Here is a 17431-nt window from a genome sequence, read left to right on the forward strand (position 1 = left end):
GCTGCAAGCGCTCTGAAAGCCGCTTTTAAGGTTTGCCATGGCGCAGGATAAAATATTCGACATTTTCGTTATTGGTGGCGGCATCAACGGATGCGGCATTGCGCGCGACGCGATCGGGCGCGGCTTTTCTGTTTTCCTGGCGGAAATGAACGATCTGGCGAGTGGCACCTCTTCCCGCGCCACCAAGCTGATTCATGGCGGCCTGCGTTATCTGGAGCATTACGAGTTTCGTCTGGTGCGCGAGGCGCTGATGGAACGCGAGGTTCTATGGGCCAATGCACCGCATATCATCCATCCGATGCGTTTCGTCCTGCCCTATCACAAGGGTGGGGTGCGCCCGGCATGGCTGTTGCGGCTCGGCCTGTTCCTCTACGATCATCTGGGTGGTCGCAAAAAACTTCCGGCGACACGCACGCTGAATATGCGCACCGACCCTGCTGCTCAGCCGCTGAAGCCGCTTTTCACCAAGGCATTCGAATATTCCGATTGCTGGGTCGACGATGCCCGTTTTGTGGCGTTGACGGCGCGCGATGCGTCTGACCGTGGCGCATCCATTCGCACCCGTACCAAGGTGGTGGCTGCGCGCCGTGACAGTCAGGGCTGGACGGTGACGATTGAGAACGCCGACACCGGACATCAGGAAGAAATCCGCGCGCGTCTGCTGGTCAATGCCGCTGGTCCGTGGGCCGACAAGGTTCTGCAGGGCGTGGAAGGGGATCGCCAGTTGCACAATGTGCGTCTGGTACAGGGCAGCCATATTGTGGTGCGCAAGAAATTTGCCGATCCGCGCTCCTATTTCTTCCAGAACAATGACGGCCGCATCATCTTTGCGATCCCCTATGAAGATGATTTCACCCTGATCGGAACCACCGATCAGGACTATAAGGGCGATCCCGCCAAGGTGGCGATCACCGAAGGCGAAACAGAATATCTGTGTGCTGCAGCAAGCGAATATTTCGCAGAACCTGTGCGTCGCGAAGATGTCGTTTGGACCTATTCGGGCGTGCGTCCGCTCTACGATGACGGGGCCAGCAAGGCGCAGGAAGCCACGCGCGACTATGTTCTGAAAGATGATGCGCCAGCAGGTCTTGCGCCGCTTATCAACGTCTTCGGCGGCAAGCTGACGACGGCGCGCAGGCTTGCCGAACATATGCTGGAAAAGATCGAGCATCATCTGGGCAAGAAGGGCGCGCCATGGACTCATGCCGCAGCACTGCCCGGTGGTGATTTTCAGGAAGTTGCTTTCGACGGCGAGTTACGGAAAGTACAGGCGGCCTATCCATTTTTGTCGCCAGCCCATGCCCGCCGCCTGTTCCGGCTCTATGGAACGCGTGTTCGTGTGCTGCTTGGCAAGGCTTCGTCGCTCAATGATCTTGGTCGCCATTTCGGCGCTGATCTCTATGAGGCTGAAGTCTCTTATCTCATTGAAAATGAATGGGCTTGCACGGCAGAAGATATTCTGTGGCGTCGCACCAAGCTTGGCCTTCGTCTCAATGCCGCAGAGGAGGAAGCATTGAATTATTTCATTCAAAACAAAGAAAAAACCTTGTCACCATTTATTGCGGGTTCCTAATAGCAATCAAATGGTTGTAATTTGCAATTATTCTTCTTTCTGATAGTTTACTGATGTACTTTAAAACTTTTTATACTTGAGAATTTATAAATATTACTTTTAGAATGCGGTGCGGATGCTGATCGATTCCTCCCGATACAGCTCGGACTGGTGTATTTTTGTCCGGGTGACATCAACTAGATTGGTTCCGCACCGTTTATAAAAAGTACCTCTTACGAGGTGTACACCTCCTGATAAGTACTAACCTCCCAAAGACCACATTTCACGGCCCGGCGCGTATTTCCGTCGGGCCGTCTTTGTTTCGAAGTTTCGAGGACGCGCTTGCCAGTTGTGGGGGAACAGGCCATTATCATCGGGAACGTACCCGGCAGAACTGTTCAGCGGTGCTGCATTGGGGAATGTTCAAGGCGAATTCAGCGGTTCCAGCCTTCCTGGGAGGAGAATGATGGGTGCACCGCAAGAAAGGGTTCATGCGGACCGCGTTCTGTCCGCGATCCACACCGGCGGGTCGGCCCGCTCGGCGCTGGTAGCGTCGTGGCAGCGTTCTGCCGAACTGCACAAACTCGACCCTGCCGATCCGGGCGCCGTGCGCACGCTTTCCGAGGGCGAATTCCGCACTGCGCATGAGCGGGTGGAGCGGCTGGTCAGCGTGGCGCAGGCCAGTATGGATCGCCTCTACATGGCGGTCGGCGGTGTTGGCTGCTGCGTGCTTCTGGCCGACAGTGAAGGCGTGCCGGTGGAGCGGCGCGGTGCGCCAAGCGACGACGACACGTTCTATCGCTGGGGCCTGTGGACGGGCGCTGTGTGGAGCGAGGAATGCGAAGGCACCAATGGCATCGGCACCTGTATCGTTGAACAGCGTGCGCTCACCATCCATCGTGATCAGCACTTTCACTCACGCAATATCGGGCTGTCCTGCACCGTGGCCCCGATTCACGATCATCAGGGTCGGCTTATGGCCGCGCTTGATGTGTCATCCTGCCGTTCCGATCTGACGGAAGCCTTTGCGCAGCTCATCTCTGTGGCGGTGATCGACGCGGCGCGCCGGATCGAGGCGGAAAATTTCCGGCAGGCTTTTCCCAAGGCCCGCATCATGCTGGCCCCCAGCGTTGACCGCAGCGGCGGGGCTTTGATCGCCGTCGACAAGGACGATCTGGTGATCGGTGCAACACGCGCTGCGCGTCTGGCGCTTGGCCTTGACGATGCGGTTCTGGCAGGTCCGTTGCCTGCTGCCGATATTCTCGGCTGGAATGCCGACCCACGCGAGGATATGGCGGAGTCGGAACGGGGCGTTATCCTGCGGGCTCTGGCCCGCGCAGAGGGGAATATTTCCGCTGCAGCAGTGCTTCTGGGCATCAGCCGGGCGACGCTGCATCGCAAGCTGAACCGTCTCAAGATCATTCGCCCGCATTAATCTCTTTGCAAAATCACCTGACGCAACTGTCTCAATATTGCGACACATGATCTTGCGAGCGTGAAAACGCGGGATGACTCTTCCCGGCTATCGCGCGATCCTCCTTGTCGAAGCGCTGTACACGACAGCTGCAAATTCGTCAGGCCGTGGCGAAAAGAGTGATTTTAGAGCACCGGAGCGGAGCGTACTTTCATGTACGTGAGCACCGGAGCGCAGGAAATTGCTCTTTGCAGTCCGGCATCACGAAGAATGCAACTGTCGTGGTGGAGGCAGCGTTATTTCGGGAGGAAGCTATGAATAAGGTTGAATTCAGCCGGACGGTGAAGCCGGCTTTTGCCAAACGTTATGGAAACTTCATCGGCGGCAAATGGGTCGAACCCAAGTCGGGCCGCTATTTCGAAAATACCTCGCCGGTCAATGGTCAGGTTCTGTGCGAAGTGGCACGGTCTGACGCTGCGGATGTTGAAGCCGCACTTGATGCCGCTCATGCGGCAAAAGATGCATGGGGCCGCACCAGCGTGGCCGAACGCGCGTTGATCCTCAATCGCATTGCCGATCGTATCGAGGAAAACCTGCCTGCGCTTGCTGCCGCCGAAACATGGGACAATGGCAAGCCGATCCGCGAAACCACCGCTGCCGATCTTCCGCTGGCCGTTGATCACTTCCGCTATTTTGCCGGTGTCATCCGCGCGCAGGAAGGCGGCATTTCGGAAATCGATCACGACACTGTCGCCTATCACTTCCATGAGCCTCTGGGCGTTGTCGGCCAGATCATTCCGTGGAACTTCCCGATCCTGATGGCGGTTTGGAAACTGGCTCCGGCGCTCGCCGCTGGCAATTGCGTGGTGCTGAAGCCTGCCGAACAGACCCCGGCCTCGATCCTCGTCCTGATGGAACTGATTGCCGATCTGCTGCCAGCCGGCGTGATCAATGTCGTCAATGGCTTCGGTCTCGAAGCGGGCAAGCCGCTGGCATCCAGCCCGCGCATCGCCAAGATCGCATTCACCGGCGAAACCACGACCGGTCGCCTCATCATGCAATATGCCAGCCAGAACCTCATTCCGGTCACGCTGGAACTTGGCGGCAAGTCGCCCAACATCTTCTTCAAGGATGTGGCTGCCGAAGACGACGATTTCCTCGACAAGGCCATTGAAGGCTTCGTCATGTTCGCCCTCAATCAGGGTGAAGTCTGCACCTGCCCGAGCCGTGCGCTTGTCCATGAGTCGATCTACGACAGGTTCATGGAAAAGGCGCTGAAGCGCGTGGAAGCCATCGTGCAGGGCGATCCGCTCGATCCGGCAACGATGATCGGCGCGCAGGCTTCGAGCGAGCAGCTTGAGAAGATCCTGAGCTATCTCGACATTGGTCGTCAGGAAGGCGCGGAAGTGCTGACCGGCGGTGAACGCAATATCCTGCCGGGCGATCTGGCTGGCGGTTATTACGTCAAGCCGACCGTGTTCAAGGGCAACAACAAGATGCGCATTTTCCAGGAAGAAATTTTTGGACCGGTCGTATCCGTTGCAACCTTCAAGGACGATGCGGAAGCACTGTCGATTGCCAATGACACGCTCTATGGTCTGGGTGCCGGTATCTGGACCCGAGACGGAACGCGGGCCTATCGCTTCGGTCGCGCTATTCAGGCGGGCCGTGTGTGGACCAACTGCTACCATGCCTATCCGGCCCATGCGGCCTTCGGCGGTTACAAGCAGTCGGGTATCGGCCGCGAAAACCACCTGAAGATGCTGGAGCATTACCAGAACACCAAGAACATGCTGGTGAGCTACAGCCCGAAGAAGCTGGGCTTTTTCTAAGCCCTGACCGACTGCGAAAAGTGATGCGGGGAATTAACGTCTCCGCATTGCGTCTAATCAAAGAGTATTCCCGTCTTCCATGTCAGTATTGCGTTGGAAGAACGGCATCGGTTCACCCTCCCAAGGGGACTGCGAAGGGGCCTGGGCGAAAATGCCCGGGCAACCCTTGAATGGTCCATTAAACTGCCCTCGCGCGGCAGGCTGGACGCGGCACCCGGGTGCTCCATATTCCTGTTACTCATTTTTCCATCCCGTTTCGGGAAACAGCTTGAAAGAAACTCAATTCGATAACGAAGGAGAGACTTCATGGCCAAGACAATGAAAGCGGCAGTGGTACGAGCATTTGGCAAGCCGTTGACAATCGACGAAGTGCCGATACCGGAACCGGGACCGGGACAGATTCAGGTTGCCATTCAGGCATCCGGCGTTTGCCATACCGATCTTCATGCCGCCGAAGGCGACTGGCCGGTGAAGCCCAATCCGCCGTTCATCCCCGGGCATGAGGGCGTGGGTTTCGTGTCGGGCGTGGGTGCTGGCGTCAAACATGTGAAGGAAGGCGACCGCGTCGGCGTTCCGTGGCTCTATACGGCCTGCGGTCATTGCCGCCACTGCCTCGGCGGCTGGGAAACGCTGTGCGAGGAACAGCTCAATACCGGTTATTCGGTCAATGGCGGCTTCGGGCAATATGTGGTTGCCGATCCGAATTTCGTTGGCCATTTGCCGAAGAATATCGATTTCAACGAAATCGCGCCGGTGCTCTGTGCCGGTGTTACGGTCTATAAGGGTCTCAAGGTGACGGATACCAAGCCGGGCGACTGGGTGGTGATTTCCGGCGTCGGTGGTCTCGGCCATATGGCGGTGCAATATGCCAAGGCGATGGGAATGAATGTGGCCGCCGTTGATATTGATGACAAGAAACTCGAACTGGCGCGTAAGCTTGGTGCGACGGTGACTGTCAACGCCAAGACGAACAACGATCCGGCAGCCTATATCAAGAAGGAGACCGATGGCGGCGCGCAAGGCGTGCTGGTGACGGCAGTGTCGCCGATTGCCTTCGAGCAGGCGCTGGGCATGGTGGCGCGCGGCGGCACGGTGTCGCTGAACGGCCTGCCGCCGGGCGATTTTCCGCTGTCGATCTTCAACATGGTGCTGAACGGCGTTACCGTGCGCGGTTCCATCGTGGGCACCCGCCTCGATCTGCAGGAGTCGCTCGATTTCGCTGCCGATGGTAAGGTCAAGGCGACCATCCGCACCGAGAAACTGGAAAATGTTAATTCCATCTTCGATGATATGCGCAAGGGCAACATCGAAGGCCGCGTCGTGATGGATCTGACGCAGTAAAGCGTGCAGGATGGACTTTACCTGTTCTGAGCGGGCGGACCTGTTTCGCCCGTTCTCATGCGAGGGAGGAGAGAATGTTGCAAGAAAACCCGAAAACGGGTTCTGCGAGGAATCCCGAAACCAACACTGGCGATGACGGCAAGGGCCAGGTCAGCGCCACGCCCGCCGCACTTGATCTCATTGCCGAGTTGCAGGCGGAATATGGGCCAATCATGTTCCATCAGTCGGGCGGCTGCTGCGACGGTTCTTCACCGATGTGCTATCCGCAGGGCGAGTTTGTCGTCGGAGACAATGATGTCAAACTGGGCGAGATTGGCGGCGCGCCAGTCTATATCAGCGGTCCGCAATATGAAGTCTGGAAGCACACTGAACTGATCATCGATGTTGTTCCGGGGCGCGGGGGCATGTTTTCGCTCGATAACGGGCGCGAAGTGCGTTTTCTGACGCGATCCCGCATATGTTCCATTCCCTGAAGCGTTTGGCCTTTTCGTTATCCGGCGAACAAGCTATCTACATAGGTCTTCGGGGAGGAAGTCGATTCTATATGGCTGCAACAGGCAAAAGAGCGACGATACACGATGTGGCGCGTCTGGCAGGCGTGTCGATCAAGACCGTTTCGCGCGTCTATAACGACGAACCGAATGTGCGTGAGGCGATCCGTGAAAAGGTGCGCGAAGTGGGGCAGGAGCTCCGCTATCGGCCCAATGCGGCAGCGCGCAATCTGGTGGAGCGCCGCTCGCATCTGATCGGTCTTTTCTTCGAAAACCCCAGCTCCAGCTATGTGACCGAATTGCAGATGGGCGCGCTGGAGCGTTTGCGCGGTACGCGCTATCGCCTGCTGATCTTCCCGGTCGAAAACCGCGCCGATATTCGCGGCGCGCTGATCGAAACCGCCCATGCGTCAGGCCTCGACGGCATCATCGTGACGCCGCCCATGTCGGACGATCCGGAGATTCTACAGGAGCTTTCAGCCTCGGCCATGCCCTTTGCGCGCGTGGCGGGCGACGTCAACGTGCATCCGACCGACAGTGTTTCCATCGACGATGAAGCAGCGACCGTCGACCTGATGGAGTATCTTCTGAAGCTCGGCCACAGGAAGATTGCGATCATCATTGGCGATCCGACCCACCGCTCTGCCGAATTGCGACTGGCCGGTTATCGCCGGGCGCTGGAAGCGGCGGGCATCGAGCGCAATCCCGATTATGAAGCGCAGGGCGGCTTCAGTTTTGCCAGCGGCCTTGTGGCGGGAAAGAAGCTTCTGTCACTGGAAAATCGCCCGACGGCGATCTTCGCGTCCAATGACGATATGGCGGCGGCAGTGGTGCAGATGGCGCATGACCACAAACTGTCGGTTCCGGGTGATCTCACCGTGGTCGGTTTCGATGACAGCTCTATTGCCAGCATGGTGTCGCCGCAGATTACCACCGTGCGCCAGCCCATCTTCGAAATGACGCGTGGTGCAGCCGATATGCTGTTGAACCATATCGAGAACGGCCAGACATCACCGGCCCGAAAGATCGACTACAAGCTGATCATTCGCCAGTCTGCCGGCAAGGCGCCGGCATAAACATCGCGATCAGCTTTGTGACGGTGCCGGGAAGAACCGATCCCGCGCGTAACTGCTGCCGAAAATCATATCATATTGCAGCATCTGATAGTCGCGCAGGAGCGGTGCGAAGGGCGGGCGCTGCTGCCAGCCTTCATCGGCATTTTCATCACCATCGAACACGGCATGCGCATCAACAATGCGATACTGGTCGTGCAACTGGCGCAGGAAGCCGGTGTAATAGGGATGCTGCATTCCGGCCATTTCGAGGATCTGCATCGGCAGGAAAGCCGGGCTGATCGTGCCGGTGCTGCGTTCCGCGCCGCGCTTGTTCGACCATAGCACGAGCGGTGTTTCATGCTGGAGAAGCATGTCGGCGGCGGGCGCAATGCGGCTTGCGACGCGATCCTGCATGAAGCCGGTTTCGGTATAGACGGGGCCGAGCGGCGGCAGGTGATCGCCGAAGAACACCAGAATGGTCTCGCGTTCGCGCTTCGACGCCCAGTCCATCAGGCGTGCAAGGCTTGCATCGGCATCCATCGCGCCTTGCGAATAGCTGCGGATCGACTGGCGCACAGCTTCGCTGGCGTCGGTCTGTACATCGAGCCTGGAATCCGGATAACGGTTGGCCTCATAGGGGCCATGGCCCTGCAGCGAAACGGCGAAGAAGAAGAACGGGTCCTGCTGCTCGTCAGCCTCGCGAATGATCTCGGTGGTCAGCGCATCGTCCGAAGCAAGCGCACCGCGCTTTTCCAGCGGCGGCATGTTTTCTTCTGACATGAACTTGTCAAATCCCATGTTTTCATAGACGGGACCGCGGTTCCAGAACCATTGCCGATAGGGGTGGATCGCCCGCGTCGCATAGCCCTGTTCCTTGAAGAAGCTTGCAAGCGAAGGCAGTGGGCGGCGAATATATTGCTGGTACGGAATACTGCCCGAAGGCAGGAATGCCTTGGAAAAACCGGTCAGAGCTTCAAACTCGACATTGGCGGTCATGCCACCGAATTCCGGCGAGAACACATAGCCGGATTGTTCCGCACGCACGGTCGGGATCGGATCGGCGCTGAAGGCGACGCCCGGCAGGCGGGTCGGGTCCCAGAAAGACTCGCTCATGATCATGATGACGTCGGGCTTGCCGGTATCAAGTGCTGCCGGAATGAGCTGTGCAGGTGGTTCAATCGACGCAATTGTTTCGGGCGAATAGCCTTCCGGCGCGAAGACGGTTGCCATTGGCACGTTCAAAATGAAGGCCATGGTGAACCCGTTATGCGCGTAATTTTCCTTCTGGTCCCACATGATGGGCAGAACGCGCAGGCGGTCGCGGGCCAGCGAGAAACTGGCATAGTCGGAAATGAAGGCGAACCAGGCGAGCAAAGGCAGCGCAAAGGCCAGACGAAGTGCGCGGCCTTTCCAGGGAATACGGTCGAAGCGACGCCACCAGAAAAGGCTGGCGGCAATGAGCAGCGCGGCACTGGCGATCAGGAGGAGGGTGATGCCGACAGCGCTCCACGGGCGCTCGCGCACCAGAAGCGGCAGCAGGTCGACGATCTGGCGGGCATAGAGAAAATCGCTCGGATAGAGCGGGTCGCCGAGATAAAGGCTTTTTTCGCGCGCCGTCGCGGCAGCGATCAGCGCCAGCGGCCCGACCACAAAAAGCCCGTAATGGATGCGCCCGAAAAGCGCATCGCTGGCGGTCAGCACCACAACGAAGAAGGCAACAGTCGTCCATGCAGGCTTGTGCGGGGTGCGGAAAAACTCAACGGTTTCAGCAAACGAACCGCGGAAAATCCATTCAACGGAGAAGACGAGCAGAACGGACAGGACGATGGAAGCAAGCGCGACCCAGACAAAGCGCACAGGCCACGAGACATGCGAAGCGCCGAAAATGGCCGCATCGCTCCAGCGGCGTTCGCCCGCGTTTTCCACTACTCCAGACATCTCTTACCCGCTACCATTTCTAAATATGAGAAATTTCGTGTCACATTTCTGTCATGGAAATGTCAAGCCACGGTTGAGCGGCAGGTGATACCGGACGTGATCTGAACGCGCAATGAATAGAAAAAGCCCAATAAAAATAGGGCCGGAAGTGATTCCGGCCCTGTTCTTTAGGCGGTGAAAGTATTCTGGTTATAGCGTGCCTCAAATGACGTCTTCGAGACCCTTCGTCAGCTCCAGCGCCTGCCGTTCGAACAGACGGCGGTAGATGCCGCCCGGCTTGCGGATCAGCGCATCGTGGTCGCCTTCCTCGATGATCTGTCCCTTGTCGAAGACAAGCAGCCGGTCGAGTGCGCGCACCGTCGAAAGCCGGTGAGCAATGACGAGCGTGGTGCGCCCGATCATCAGGCGTTCCATCGCCTGCTGGATCAGCACTTCCGATTCCGAGTCGAGGCTGGACGTCGCCTCGTCGAGGATCAGAACCGGCGCATTGGCCAGAAACGCCCGGGCAATGGCCACGCGCTGGCGTTCACCACCCGACAGCTTCACGCCGCGTTCACCCACCAGCGTCGCATAGCCCTTCGGCAACCGGGTGATGAAGTCATGCGCGCTGGCAAGGCGTGCCGCTTCCTCAATCTCGGCCTGTGTTGCGCCGGGGCGGGCATAGGCGATGTTCTCGGCCAGCGTGCGGTGAAACAGGATCGGTTCCTGCTGCACGATGGCGATCTGCGACCGCAGCGACGCCTGGGTGACTTCAGCGATGTTCTGGCCGTCAATGCGGATGGCGCCGTCAGTGACGTCGTAAAGCCGCTGGATCAGCTTCACGAAGGTGGTCTTGCCAGAGCCGGAATGGCCGACAAGGCCAACCCGTTCGCCTGCATCGATCTTAACCGAGAAGTCGCGGTAAAGCGGGTCTTCATGGTTGCCATAATGGAACGTGACGTGATCGAAGGTGATCTCGCCCGCACCGATCTTGATCGCGGTAGCGCCAGACCTGTCGGCAATGCCGTAGGGCTGTGCCTCGATATCGACCAGTTCTTCCATGTCGTTGACCGACCGTTGCAGGTTGCGGATATGCATGCCGACATCGCGCAGATAGCCCTGCAGCATGAAGAATGCCGTCAAAACGAAGGTGATATCGCCTGCCGTGGCCTTGCCCTGGCTCCAGAGATAGAGCGCAAAGGCAATGACAACGCCGCGCATGACCAGAAGGTTTGCGCCCTGAATGAAGCCGTTCAGCGTGCCGATCAGCCAGGTACGGCGCGTGCGGCTGCGCCACTTGGTGACGACTTTCGAAAGACGAACATCTTCACGGCTTTCCGCGCCGAATGCCTTCACGACAGCGTTGCAGGAGATGGCGTCGGCCAGCGAGCCGCCCATGCGCGTATCCCAGCTATTGGCCAGTGTTGCGGCAGGCGCAACAAAGCCAAGCGAAATCACAATCGTGCAGACGATGAACAGCACAGAGCCGATGGCAACCAACAAGCCCATCAGCGGCCAGTACCACGACAGCAACGCAACCGAGCCAACCAGCATCAGGATTGACGGCAGCAGGGCGATGATCAGCGTGTCATTGAGCAGATCGAGCGCCCACATGGCGCGCGAAACCTTGCGGACCGTTGATCCGGCAAAGGCATTGGCGTGCCAGTCGGTCGAAAACCGCTGCAACTTGTGGAACGAACTTGCCGCCATGTCGCTCATGATCTTCAAAGTGAAGTCGGTGATGACATAGAAGGTCAGCTGGCGGGTGATCAGCGCCAGCGCGCCCAGCGCCAGCAGCACGACAAGCGCCTGAATGGCGGCATCCCATGCGCCGTTATTGCCAAGCGAAAGCGCATCGACCAGCCGCCCCGAATAGAGCGGAGTCAAAACATCTGCGGCTGTTGCAAGCAGCATGCCGATTATCATCAGCGCCAGCCGCAAGGGCTGACTTCGCCAATGGCTGAAAGTATAGCCGAGGACATTGCGGAACGCAGGTCCCCGGAAATCTAAACGAAACCGAGTCATATCCATATTCCAGCCTGTGCTCGCGCGCAGAACTGGCCCTTGATTGAGAAAACAAAACAGTCGGCCCCCGGAGGAGCCGCGAACAGCGATGGTTTTGGAAAGATGCTCCGAAGGAGCGATTTTTAGCCCGCGAGGCGGGCCGCGGACCTAGCGATTAGAGGCGCCCGCAGAAACACTGGGCACCATTGGGAATGGATATTGGACACGCATCTCATACCTCCTGCCAGTGTTTCAGATTGCTGCACAATAAATGAGCAAATTCGTTTGCCAAGGCCCTAAATGCAATTTCTGGTTCGCAAGGTGTCAGGTGTGGCAATTTTACAAGAACGCCGATTTTGGGATTTTAAAAGTAATACTTTTCACATTTTCTGCTAAAAGCCCGATGCAACCTTGCATTCGCTGGTTCTATGCGCGAATGAAAGTGAGATATATCAGAGCCGCACGGCTGATATCGGGAGAGAGAGTTCATATGACAATTCATCAGAATCTGATCGCTGGCGAGTGGGTTGGCGGTGACGGCACTGCCAACATCAACCCGTCCGACACCAATGATGTGGTGGGCACCTATGCCCGCGCGACGGCTGAAGACACGAGAGCGGCGATTGCAGCTGCCAAGGCCGCTTTCCCGGCCTGGTCGCGTTCCGGCATTCTGGAGCGCCATGCGATCCTGCGTAAGGCAGCCGACGAGATTCTGGCGCGCAAGGACGAGCTTGGCCGTCTCCTGTCGCGCGAAGAGGGCAAGACCCTTGCCGAAGGCATCGGCGAAACCATCCGCGCCAGCCAGATTTTCGATTTCTTCGCAGGCGAGTGCCTGCGCCTTGCCGGTGAAACGCTGCCTTCGGCGCGTCCGGGCATCGGCGTCGAGGTCACCCGTGAGGCTGTCGGCGTCGTCGGCATCATCACGCCGTGGAATTTCCCGATCGCCATCCCGACCTGGAAGATTGCGCCCGCGCTCTGCTACGGCAACACCATCGTCTTCAAGCCAGCCGACCTCGTGCCGGGCTGCTCCTGGGCGATTGTCGATATTCTGCATCGCGCCGGACTGCCGAAGGGCGTTCTCAACCTCGTCATGGGCAGAGGTTCGGTCGTCGGCCAGACCATTCTGGACAGCGCCGATGTTCAGGCTGTGACCTTCACCGGCTCGACGGGCACGGGCAAGCGCGTTGCCGCTGCCTCCATCGAGCACAATCGTCGCTTCCAGCTTGAAATGGGCGGCAAGAACCCGGTCGTCGTTCTGGATGATGCCGATCTCAATGTTGCGGTCGAATCCGTGGTCAATTCGGCCTTCTTCTCGACCGGCCAGCGCTGCACCGCGTCCTCGCGCATCATCGTGACGGAAGGCATCCACGACAAGTTTGTTGCCGCTGCCATCGAAAGGCTGAAGGGCGTTGTCGTCGACAATGCGCTGAAGCAAGGTACGCATATCGGCCCGGTCGTGGACGAAAGCCAGCTTCAGCAGGACATGGATTACATTGAGCTTGGCCGCAAGGAAGGCGCGAAGCTTGCCTTTGGCGGTGAACGCCTGAACCGCGAAACGCCGGGCTTCTATCTCCAGCCAGCACTTTTCACCGAAGCCACCAACCAGATGCGCATCAGCCGTGAGGAAATCTTCGGCCCGGTCGCTTCGGTCATCCGCGTCAAGGATTACGAAGAAGCGCTTGCCACCGCCAACGATACGAACTTCGGTCTGTCGTCGGGCATCTGCACGACGAGCCTGAAATACGCAACGCATTTCAAGCGCAATTCGGAAGCGGGCATGGTGATGGTCAATCTGCCGACCGCCGGTGTCGATTTCCACGTGCCATTCGGCGGGCGCAAGGGTTCGAGCTACGGTCCGCGCGAGCAGGGCCGGTACGCCGCCGAGTTCTACACGACGGTCAAGACGGCCTATACGCTGGCCTGATAGCAGTCTGAAGGAATGTGAAAACCGGCGGAGACCCCGCCGGTTTTTTTATGCGGCTTTTTTCGGCCAGGCGGCAAGCTTGCGGGCGAAATGCGACACCGTGCCGTGCAGCAGCATGGTGAAAGCCGCCAGCACGAACAGGCAGGCGAACATGAGATCCACCTTGGCGCGCCCATTGGCGAGCAGCATCAGATAGCCGAGGCCCTTCGATGCGCCCACCCATTCGCCCACCACTGCGCCGATGGGCGCATAGACGGCGGCAAGGCTCAGGCCAGACGCCAGTGAGGGAAAGGCAGACGGAATGCGGATACGAAACAGGATCGCCATGCGTCCCGCGCCCAGAATTTCCGCTGCGTCGATCAGGCTGCTATCGGTGCGCCGCATGCCGTCGAAGAAGGTGGAAACAATAGGGAAGAAGATCATCAGCACTGTAACCGCGATCTTCGATGCAGGACCATAGCCGAGCCACAAGGTTAAAATCGGGGCGAGCGCAAAGATCGGGATCGCCTGACTAAACACCATGGCGGGCATGACAAGCCGCTGCGCCAGCGGCGACATCATCAGGCAGATGGCGGTGGCGATGCCGACCGCACTGCCAAGGACGAGACCGCCCAGAACTTCGCCAATGGTGGCGGCGGCGTTTTCTGCAATCAGCCCGGCATTGGCGATCAGCGCCTGCACCACATCCAGCGGACCGGGCAGAATGAAGCGCGGCATCTGGCCTATGCTTACCACCGCCTGCCAGATGGCCAGCGCTACCGCCGCCGACAGCAAGCCGTCGGCGATGCGCCTTGTGCGGGAACGAGTTAGAACTGCTCCCTCCAACTAAGCCGCCTTTAGCCCCATCGACCAGAACTCGGCTTCGAGCCTGCTTGCGGTGGCGAAAATCTGGCAGAGCCTTGGCCAGCGCGGGCTTTTCTCGAAGTCGTCGCCGATGCGGTCTTTGGCGGCCTGATCGAACAGCTTGCCGACCGTATGGCACATGTCCTGATATTCGGCCCCCGCATAGGTATCGATCCATTCCTGATAGGGCGTGCCGGGCAGGGCGGTCACGGCGAGATTGAGGCCGATCTCGCCATAGCCATGCGCGCATGGCACAAGCGCGGTCAGCAGGTCGAGGAAATCGCCCGCTTGTCCGCAATCGAGCACATAGCGCGTATAGGCTAGATTTTCCGGCTCTTCCTTCGTCGCGTAAAGCTCGTCTTCGCTGATCCCCTCGCGGGCGCAGATGCTGACATGCAGCGGCAGTTCCATATGGGCGAGACCGTGCATGATATCGGCGCAGAGCCGGGTTTCCTGCAGCGTATTGGCCTTGACAACGCCGAGCGCAAAGGCGCGCGCATAGTGGTGCAGATAGACATAATCCTGACGGAGATAATGCAGGAAGGCAGCTTTCGGCAGGGTGCCGTCACCCAATCCGCGCACGAATTCATGCTCGATATAGGGCTTCCAGTCGGCAAGTGTTGCGGCGCGAAGGCGCGTGAACAGTTCGGATGAATAATGCGGTTGCGGCTGGCTCATGACTTGCTCCCTTCTGCGTTGACGTCGATGGCAAATTTTTCGACCGGCAGGATGGAGGGCACCAGATTATGCTCCTTGAGATAGGCCTCATAACGCTGCCAGCGACCGTAATCGAGGCTTGCAGGCGCGCGTGAGAAGCGCGCGATGGTGTCTTTCCAGGCGCGCTGGTTCAACTCGTCCTTGAGCTCGGTGCTGTAGGATGAAAACAGCTCGTAACCCTTGTCCGGGTGATTGACGATATATTGCGCGGCCTTCTCCGTGGCCGAGAGGAAGCGCGAAATCTTGTTCTTTTCCGCCGCATCCAGCTTGGTCGTGGCGGCGACATAGACCAGCTCGTCATAAACCGGCACGCCTTCTTCCTCGACGAAGAAGCATTTGCCGGGCACGCCTTCGACGGCCATCTGGTTCAGTTCGACATTGCGATAGGCACCCATCACCGCATCGACCTGCTTCGACATCAGCGACGGCGCGAGCGAGAAATTCACATTGATCAGTTCGACATCCGAGAGTTTGACACCGTGCTGGCCGAGAATGGTGCCGAGCAGAGTTTCCTCGGTTCCGGCGACCGAATAGCCGATCTTCTTGCCCTTGAGATCGGCAATGGAATTTACCGATCCGTCGTCGCGGGTCATCAGGCAGTTGAGCGGCGAGTCGATCAAGGTGCCGACGCGGATAAGCGGCAGGCCTTCATGCACCTGAAGATGCACCTGCTGCTGATAGGAAATGGCAAGATCGGCTTGTCCCGCCGCCACCATCTTGGTCGGCGTCGAGGCATCGGCAGGCGCGACGATATCCACGTCCAGCCCTGCATCCTTGAAGTAGCCGAGCTTGTCGGCGACGATGATGGGACCGTGATCGGGGTTCACATACCAGTCGAGAATGAGCTTTAGCTTGTCGTCGGCGTGAGCGGCGGTGGCAGCGGTGAAAGCGAGGCCGAACAGGGCGGCGAAGACGGTCTTTTTCATGTGCGTTGCCTTTCCATGGGGGTCTGCTCCAGAGCGTGGCCTGCATAAGCGCGGGTGGTTTCGATCCATTGGCGCAGGCGGCTTTCGGGGTCGGCATTGAGGGTGATGTCGGTGACGACGGAAACGATATCGGCGCCCGCTTCGAAAACGCCCGGTGCGCGTTCGACGCTCATACCGCCGATCCCGACCAGTGGAATGTCGCCAATCCGCGCCTTCCATTGGCCAAGACGGGGCAGGCCCTGTTCGTGCCATTTCATCTTTTTCAAAATGGTCGGGTAGATGGGGCCAAGCGCGATATAGTCTGGCTTTACCGACAGGGCGCGGTCCAGTTCCGCCTCGTCATGGCTCGAAACACCCAGTTTCAAACCACCGGCGCGAATGGCGTCAAGATCAGCATCGTCGAGGTCTTCCTGTCCGAGATGGATGAAGTCGCAACCTTCCTCCAGCGCGAGCTTCCAGTAGTCGTTGACGATCAGCTGGCAGTCATGGGCAAGGCAGATTTTCCGCGCGGCGCGGATTTCGCTGCGCAGGTCCTGCTCGGTCTTATCCTTGGCGCGCAACTGCACCAGTTTGACGCCAAGCGGCACCATACGCTCCAGCCATTTTGCGCTATCGAAGATCGGGTAGAACGGATCGAGGGCCATTACAAAAACGCCTTTCCGAGAAGAGGGGTGGAAGGTGCCGCCATATCGCGCGCTTCGATGGCGTCTGCTTCAAAAGCGAGCCGCCCGGCTTCAATCGCAAGGGCAAAACCGCGCGCCATGGCGACGGGATCGCCAGCCTTGGCGACAGCGGTGTTGATGAGCACGGCGTCATAGCCAAGTTCCATCGCCGCAGCCGCATGGGACGGCACACCGATGCCGGCATCGACAACAAGCGGAATATCGGGGAAATGCGCCCGCATGGTTTTCAGCGCATAAGGATTGTTGAGGCCACGGCCCGAGCCGATCGGCGCGCCCCAGGGCATCAGCACTTTGCAACCGGCTTCAATGAGCTTTTCCGCGACGACAAGATCGTCATTCATATAGGGAAAGACCTCAAAACCGTCGTCGCACAGTATGCGCGCTGCTTCGACCAGACCGAACGGGTCGGGCTGCAACGTGTCGTGGTCGCCGATCACTTCCAGCTTGATCCAGTTGGTGCCGAAGATTTCACGCGCCATTTTGGCGGTGGTTACCGCTTCACGCGGCGTGTGGCAGCCTGCCGTATTGGGCAGAACGGCGACGCCCAGCTCGCGGATCAGCGCCCAGAAGTCTTGTCCGGCGCGCGCATCGCCGCTTTCGCGGCGCAGCGACACGGTGACGATATCGCTTTGCGAAGCGCGCACCGCATCCGCCAATATGGCGGGCGATGGATATTGCGCCGTGCCGAGCAGCAGGCGGCTTTCAAATTGTTGGCCGTAGAATTCCAGCATC

General features: G+C 58.8%; 14 protein-coding genes. 7 read left to right on the plus strand and 7 right to left on the minus strand.

All coding sequences use genetic code 11. From position 1 onward, the window contains the following. The first annotated feature begins 37 nt into the window (after positions 1–37). The 6 genes from glpD (at position 38) to QBD01_RS02635 (ending at position 7706) form a co-directional block, all read left to right on the plus strand. Positions 38–1573 (plus strand): glycerol-3-phosphate dehydrogenase, encoded by a 1536-nt coding sequence (gene glpD, locus QBD01_RS02610; protein WP_280991486.1) that lies wholly within the window; start codon positions 38–40, stop codon positions 1571–1573. Positions 1574–2018: 445 nt separating this feature from the next. After that, a complete protein-coding gene (locus QBD01_RS02615; protein WP_280991487.1) occupies positions 2019–2987 on the plus strand; it encodes a GAF domain-containing protein in 969 nt (322 codons plus the stop codon). A gap of 293 nt (positions 2988–3280) precedes the next feature. Next, the gene (adh, locus tag QBD01_RS02620; RefSeq protein WP_280991488.1) at positions 3281–4798 is read left to right on the plus strand and encodes an aldehyde dehydrogenase; all 1518 of its coding nucleotides are present in this window, start codon (positions 3281–3283) and stop codon (positions 4796–4798) included. Positions 4799–5104: 306 nt separating this feature from the next. After that, positions 5105–6139: an alcohol dehydrogenase AdhP gene (gene adhP, locus QBD01_RS02625; protein WP_280991489.1), complete on the plus strand. Its 1035-nt coding sequence runs from the start codon at positions 5105–5107 to the stop codon at positions 6137–6139. Between the two features lie 74 nt (positions 6140–6213). After that, positions 6214–6612: a DUF779 domain-containing protein gene (locus QBD01_RS02630; RefSeq protein WP_280991490.1), complete on the plus strand. Its 399-nt coding sequence runs from the start codon at positions 6214–6216 to the stop codon at positions 6610–6612. A 71-nt stretch (positions 6613–6683) separates the two neighbouring features. Continuing rightward, positions 6684–7706: a LacI family DNA-binding transcriptional regulator gene (locus QBD01_RS02635; RefSeq protein ID WP_151588673.1), complete on the plus strand. Its 1023-nt coding sequence runs from the start codon at positions 6684–6686 to the stop codon at positions 7704–7706. 9 nt (positions 7707–7715) lie between these two features. Here the strand turns inward: QBD01_RS02635 and QBD01_RS02640 are convergent, their stop codons facing one another. Together QBD01_RS02640 and QBD01_RS02645 are read right to left on the minus strand one after the other, a co-directional pair. Beyond that, positions 7716–9623, minus strand: coding sequence for an LTA synthase family protein (locus QBD01_RS02640; RefSeq protein WP_280991491.1), 1908 nt, complete (start codon positions 9621–9623; stop codon positions 7716–7718). A gap of 201 nt (positions 9624–9824) precedes the next feature. Then, complete coding sequence (locus QBD01_RS02645; RefSeq protein ID WP_280991492.1) at positions 9825–11627, minus strand: ABC transporter ATP-binding protein; 1803 nt, start codon at positions 11625–11627, stop codon at positions 9825–9827. Positions 11628–12096: 469 nt separating this feature from the next. Between QBD01_RS02645 and QBD01_RS02650 the strand changes: the two genes are divergently transcribed. Next, positions 12097–13530 carry an aldehyde dehydrogenase family protein gene (locus QBD01_RS02650; protein ID WP_280991493.1) on the plus strand — a complete coding sequence of 478 codons (1434 nt, stop codon included), beginning with the start codon at positions 12097–12099 and terminating at the stop codon, positions 13528–13530. Positions 13531–13578: 48 nt separating this feature from the next. Here QBD01_RS02650 and QBD01_RS02655 read toward each other — a convergent pair whose 3' ends face one another. Genes QBD01_RS02655 through QBD01_RS02675 form a run of 5 tightly spaced genes read right to left on the minus strand, consistent with a single transcriptional unit; the run spans position 13579 to position 17430 of the window. Then, entirely contained in the window at positions 13579–14355 is a 777-nt protein-coding gene (locus QBD01_RS02655; RefSeq protein WP_280991494.1) for an ABC transporter permease, read from the minus strand. Further along, a complete protein-coding gene (gene tenA, locus QBD01_RS02660; protein ID WP_280991495.1) occupies positions 14356–15051 on the minus strand; it encodes a thiaminase II in 696 nt (231 codons plus the stop codon). Next, positions 15048–16016 carry an ABC transporter substrate-binding protein gene (locus QBD01_RS02665; RefSeq protein ID WP_280991496.1) on the minus strand — a complete coding sequence of 323 codons (969 nt, stop codon included), beginning with the start codon at positions 16014–16016 and terminating at the stop codon, positions 15048–15050. Before QBD01_RS02665 ends, tenA begins: the two co-directional genes overlap by 4 nt. Next, on the minus strand, positions 16013–16660 hold the full coding sequence (locus tag QBD01_RS02670; RefSeq protein ID WP_280991497.1) for a thiamine phosphate synthase: 648 nt from the start codon (positions 16658–16660) through the stop codon (positions 16013–16015). The genes QBD01_RS02665 and QBD01_RS02670 overlap by 4 nt, the downstream gene beginning before the upstream one ends. Continuing rightward, on the minus strand, positions 16660–17430 hold the full coding sequence (locus QBD01_RS02675) for a thiazole synthase (protein WP_280991498.1): 771 nt from the start codon (positions 17428–17430) through the stop codon (positions 16660–16662). Before QBD01_RS02675 ends, QBD01_RS02670 begins: the two co-directional genes overlap by 1 nt. Between the last annotated feature and the right edge of the window lies 1 nt (position 17431).

This window comes from Ochrobactrum sp. 19YEA23, from assembly GCF_029909865.1.
GTDB classification, from domain to species: domain Bacteria; phylum Pseudomonadota; class Alphaproteobacteria; order Rhizobiales; family Rhizobiaceae; genus Brucella; species Brucella gambitense.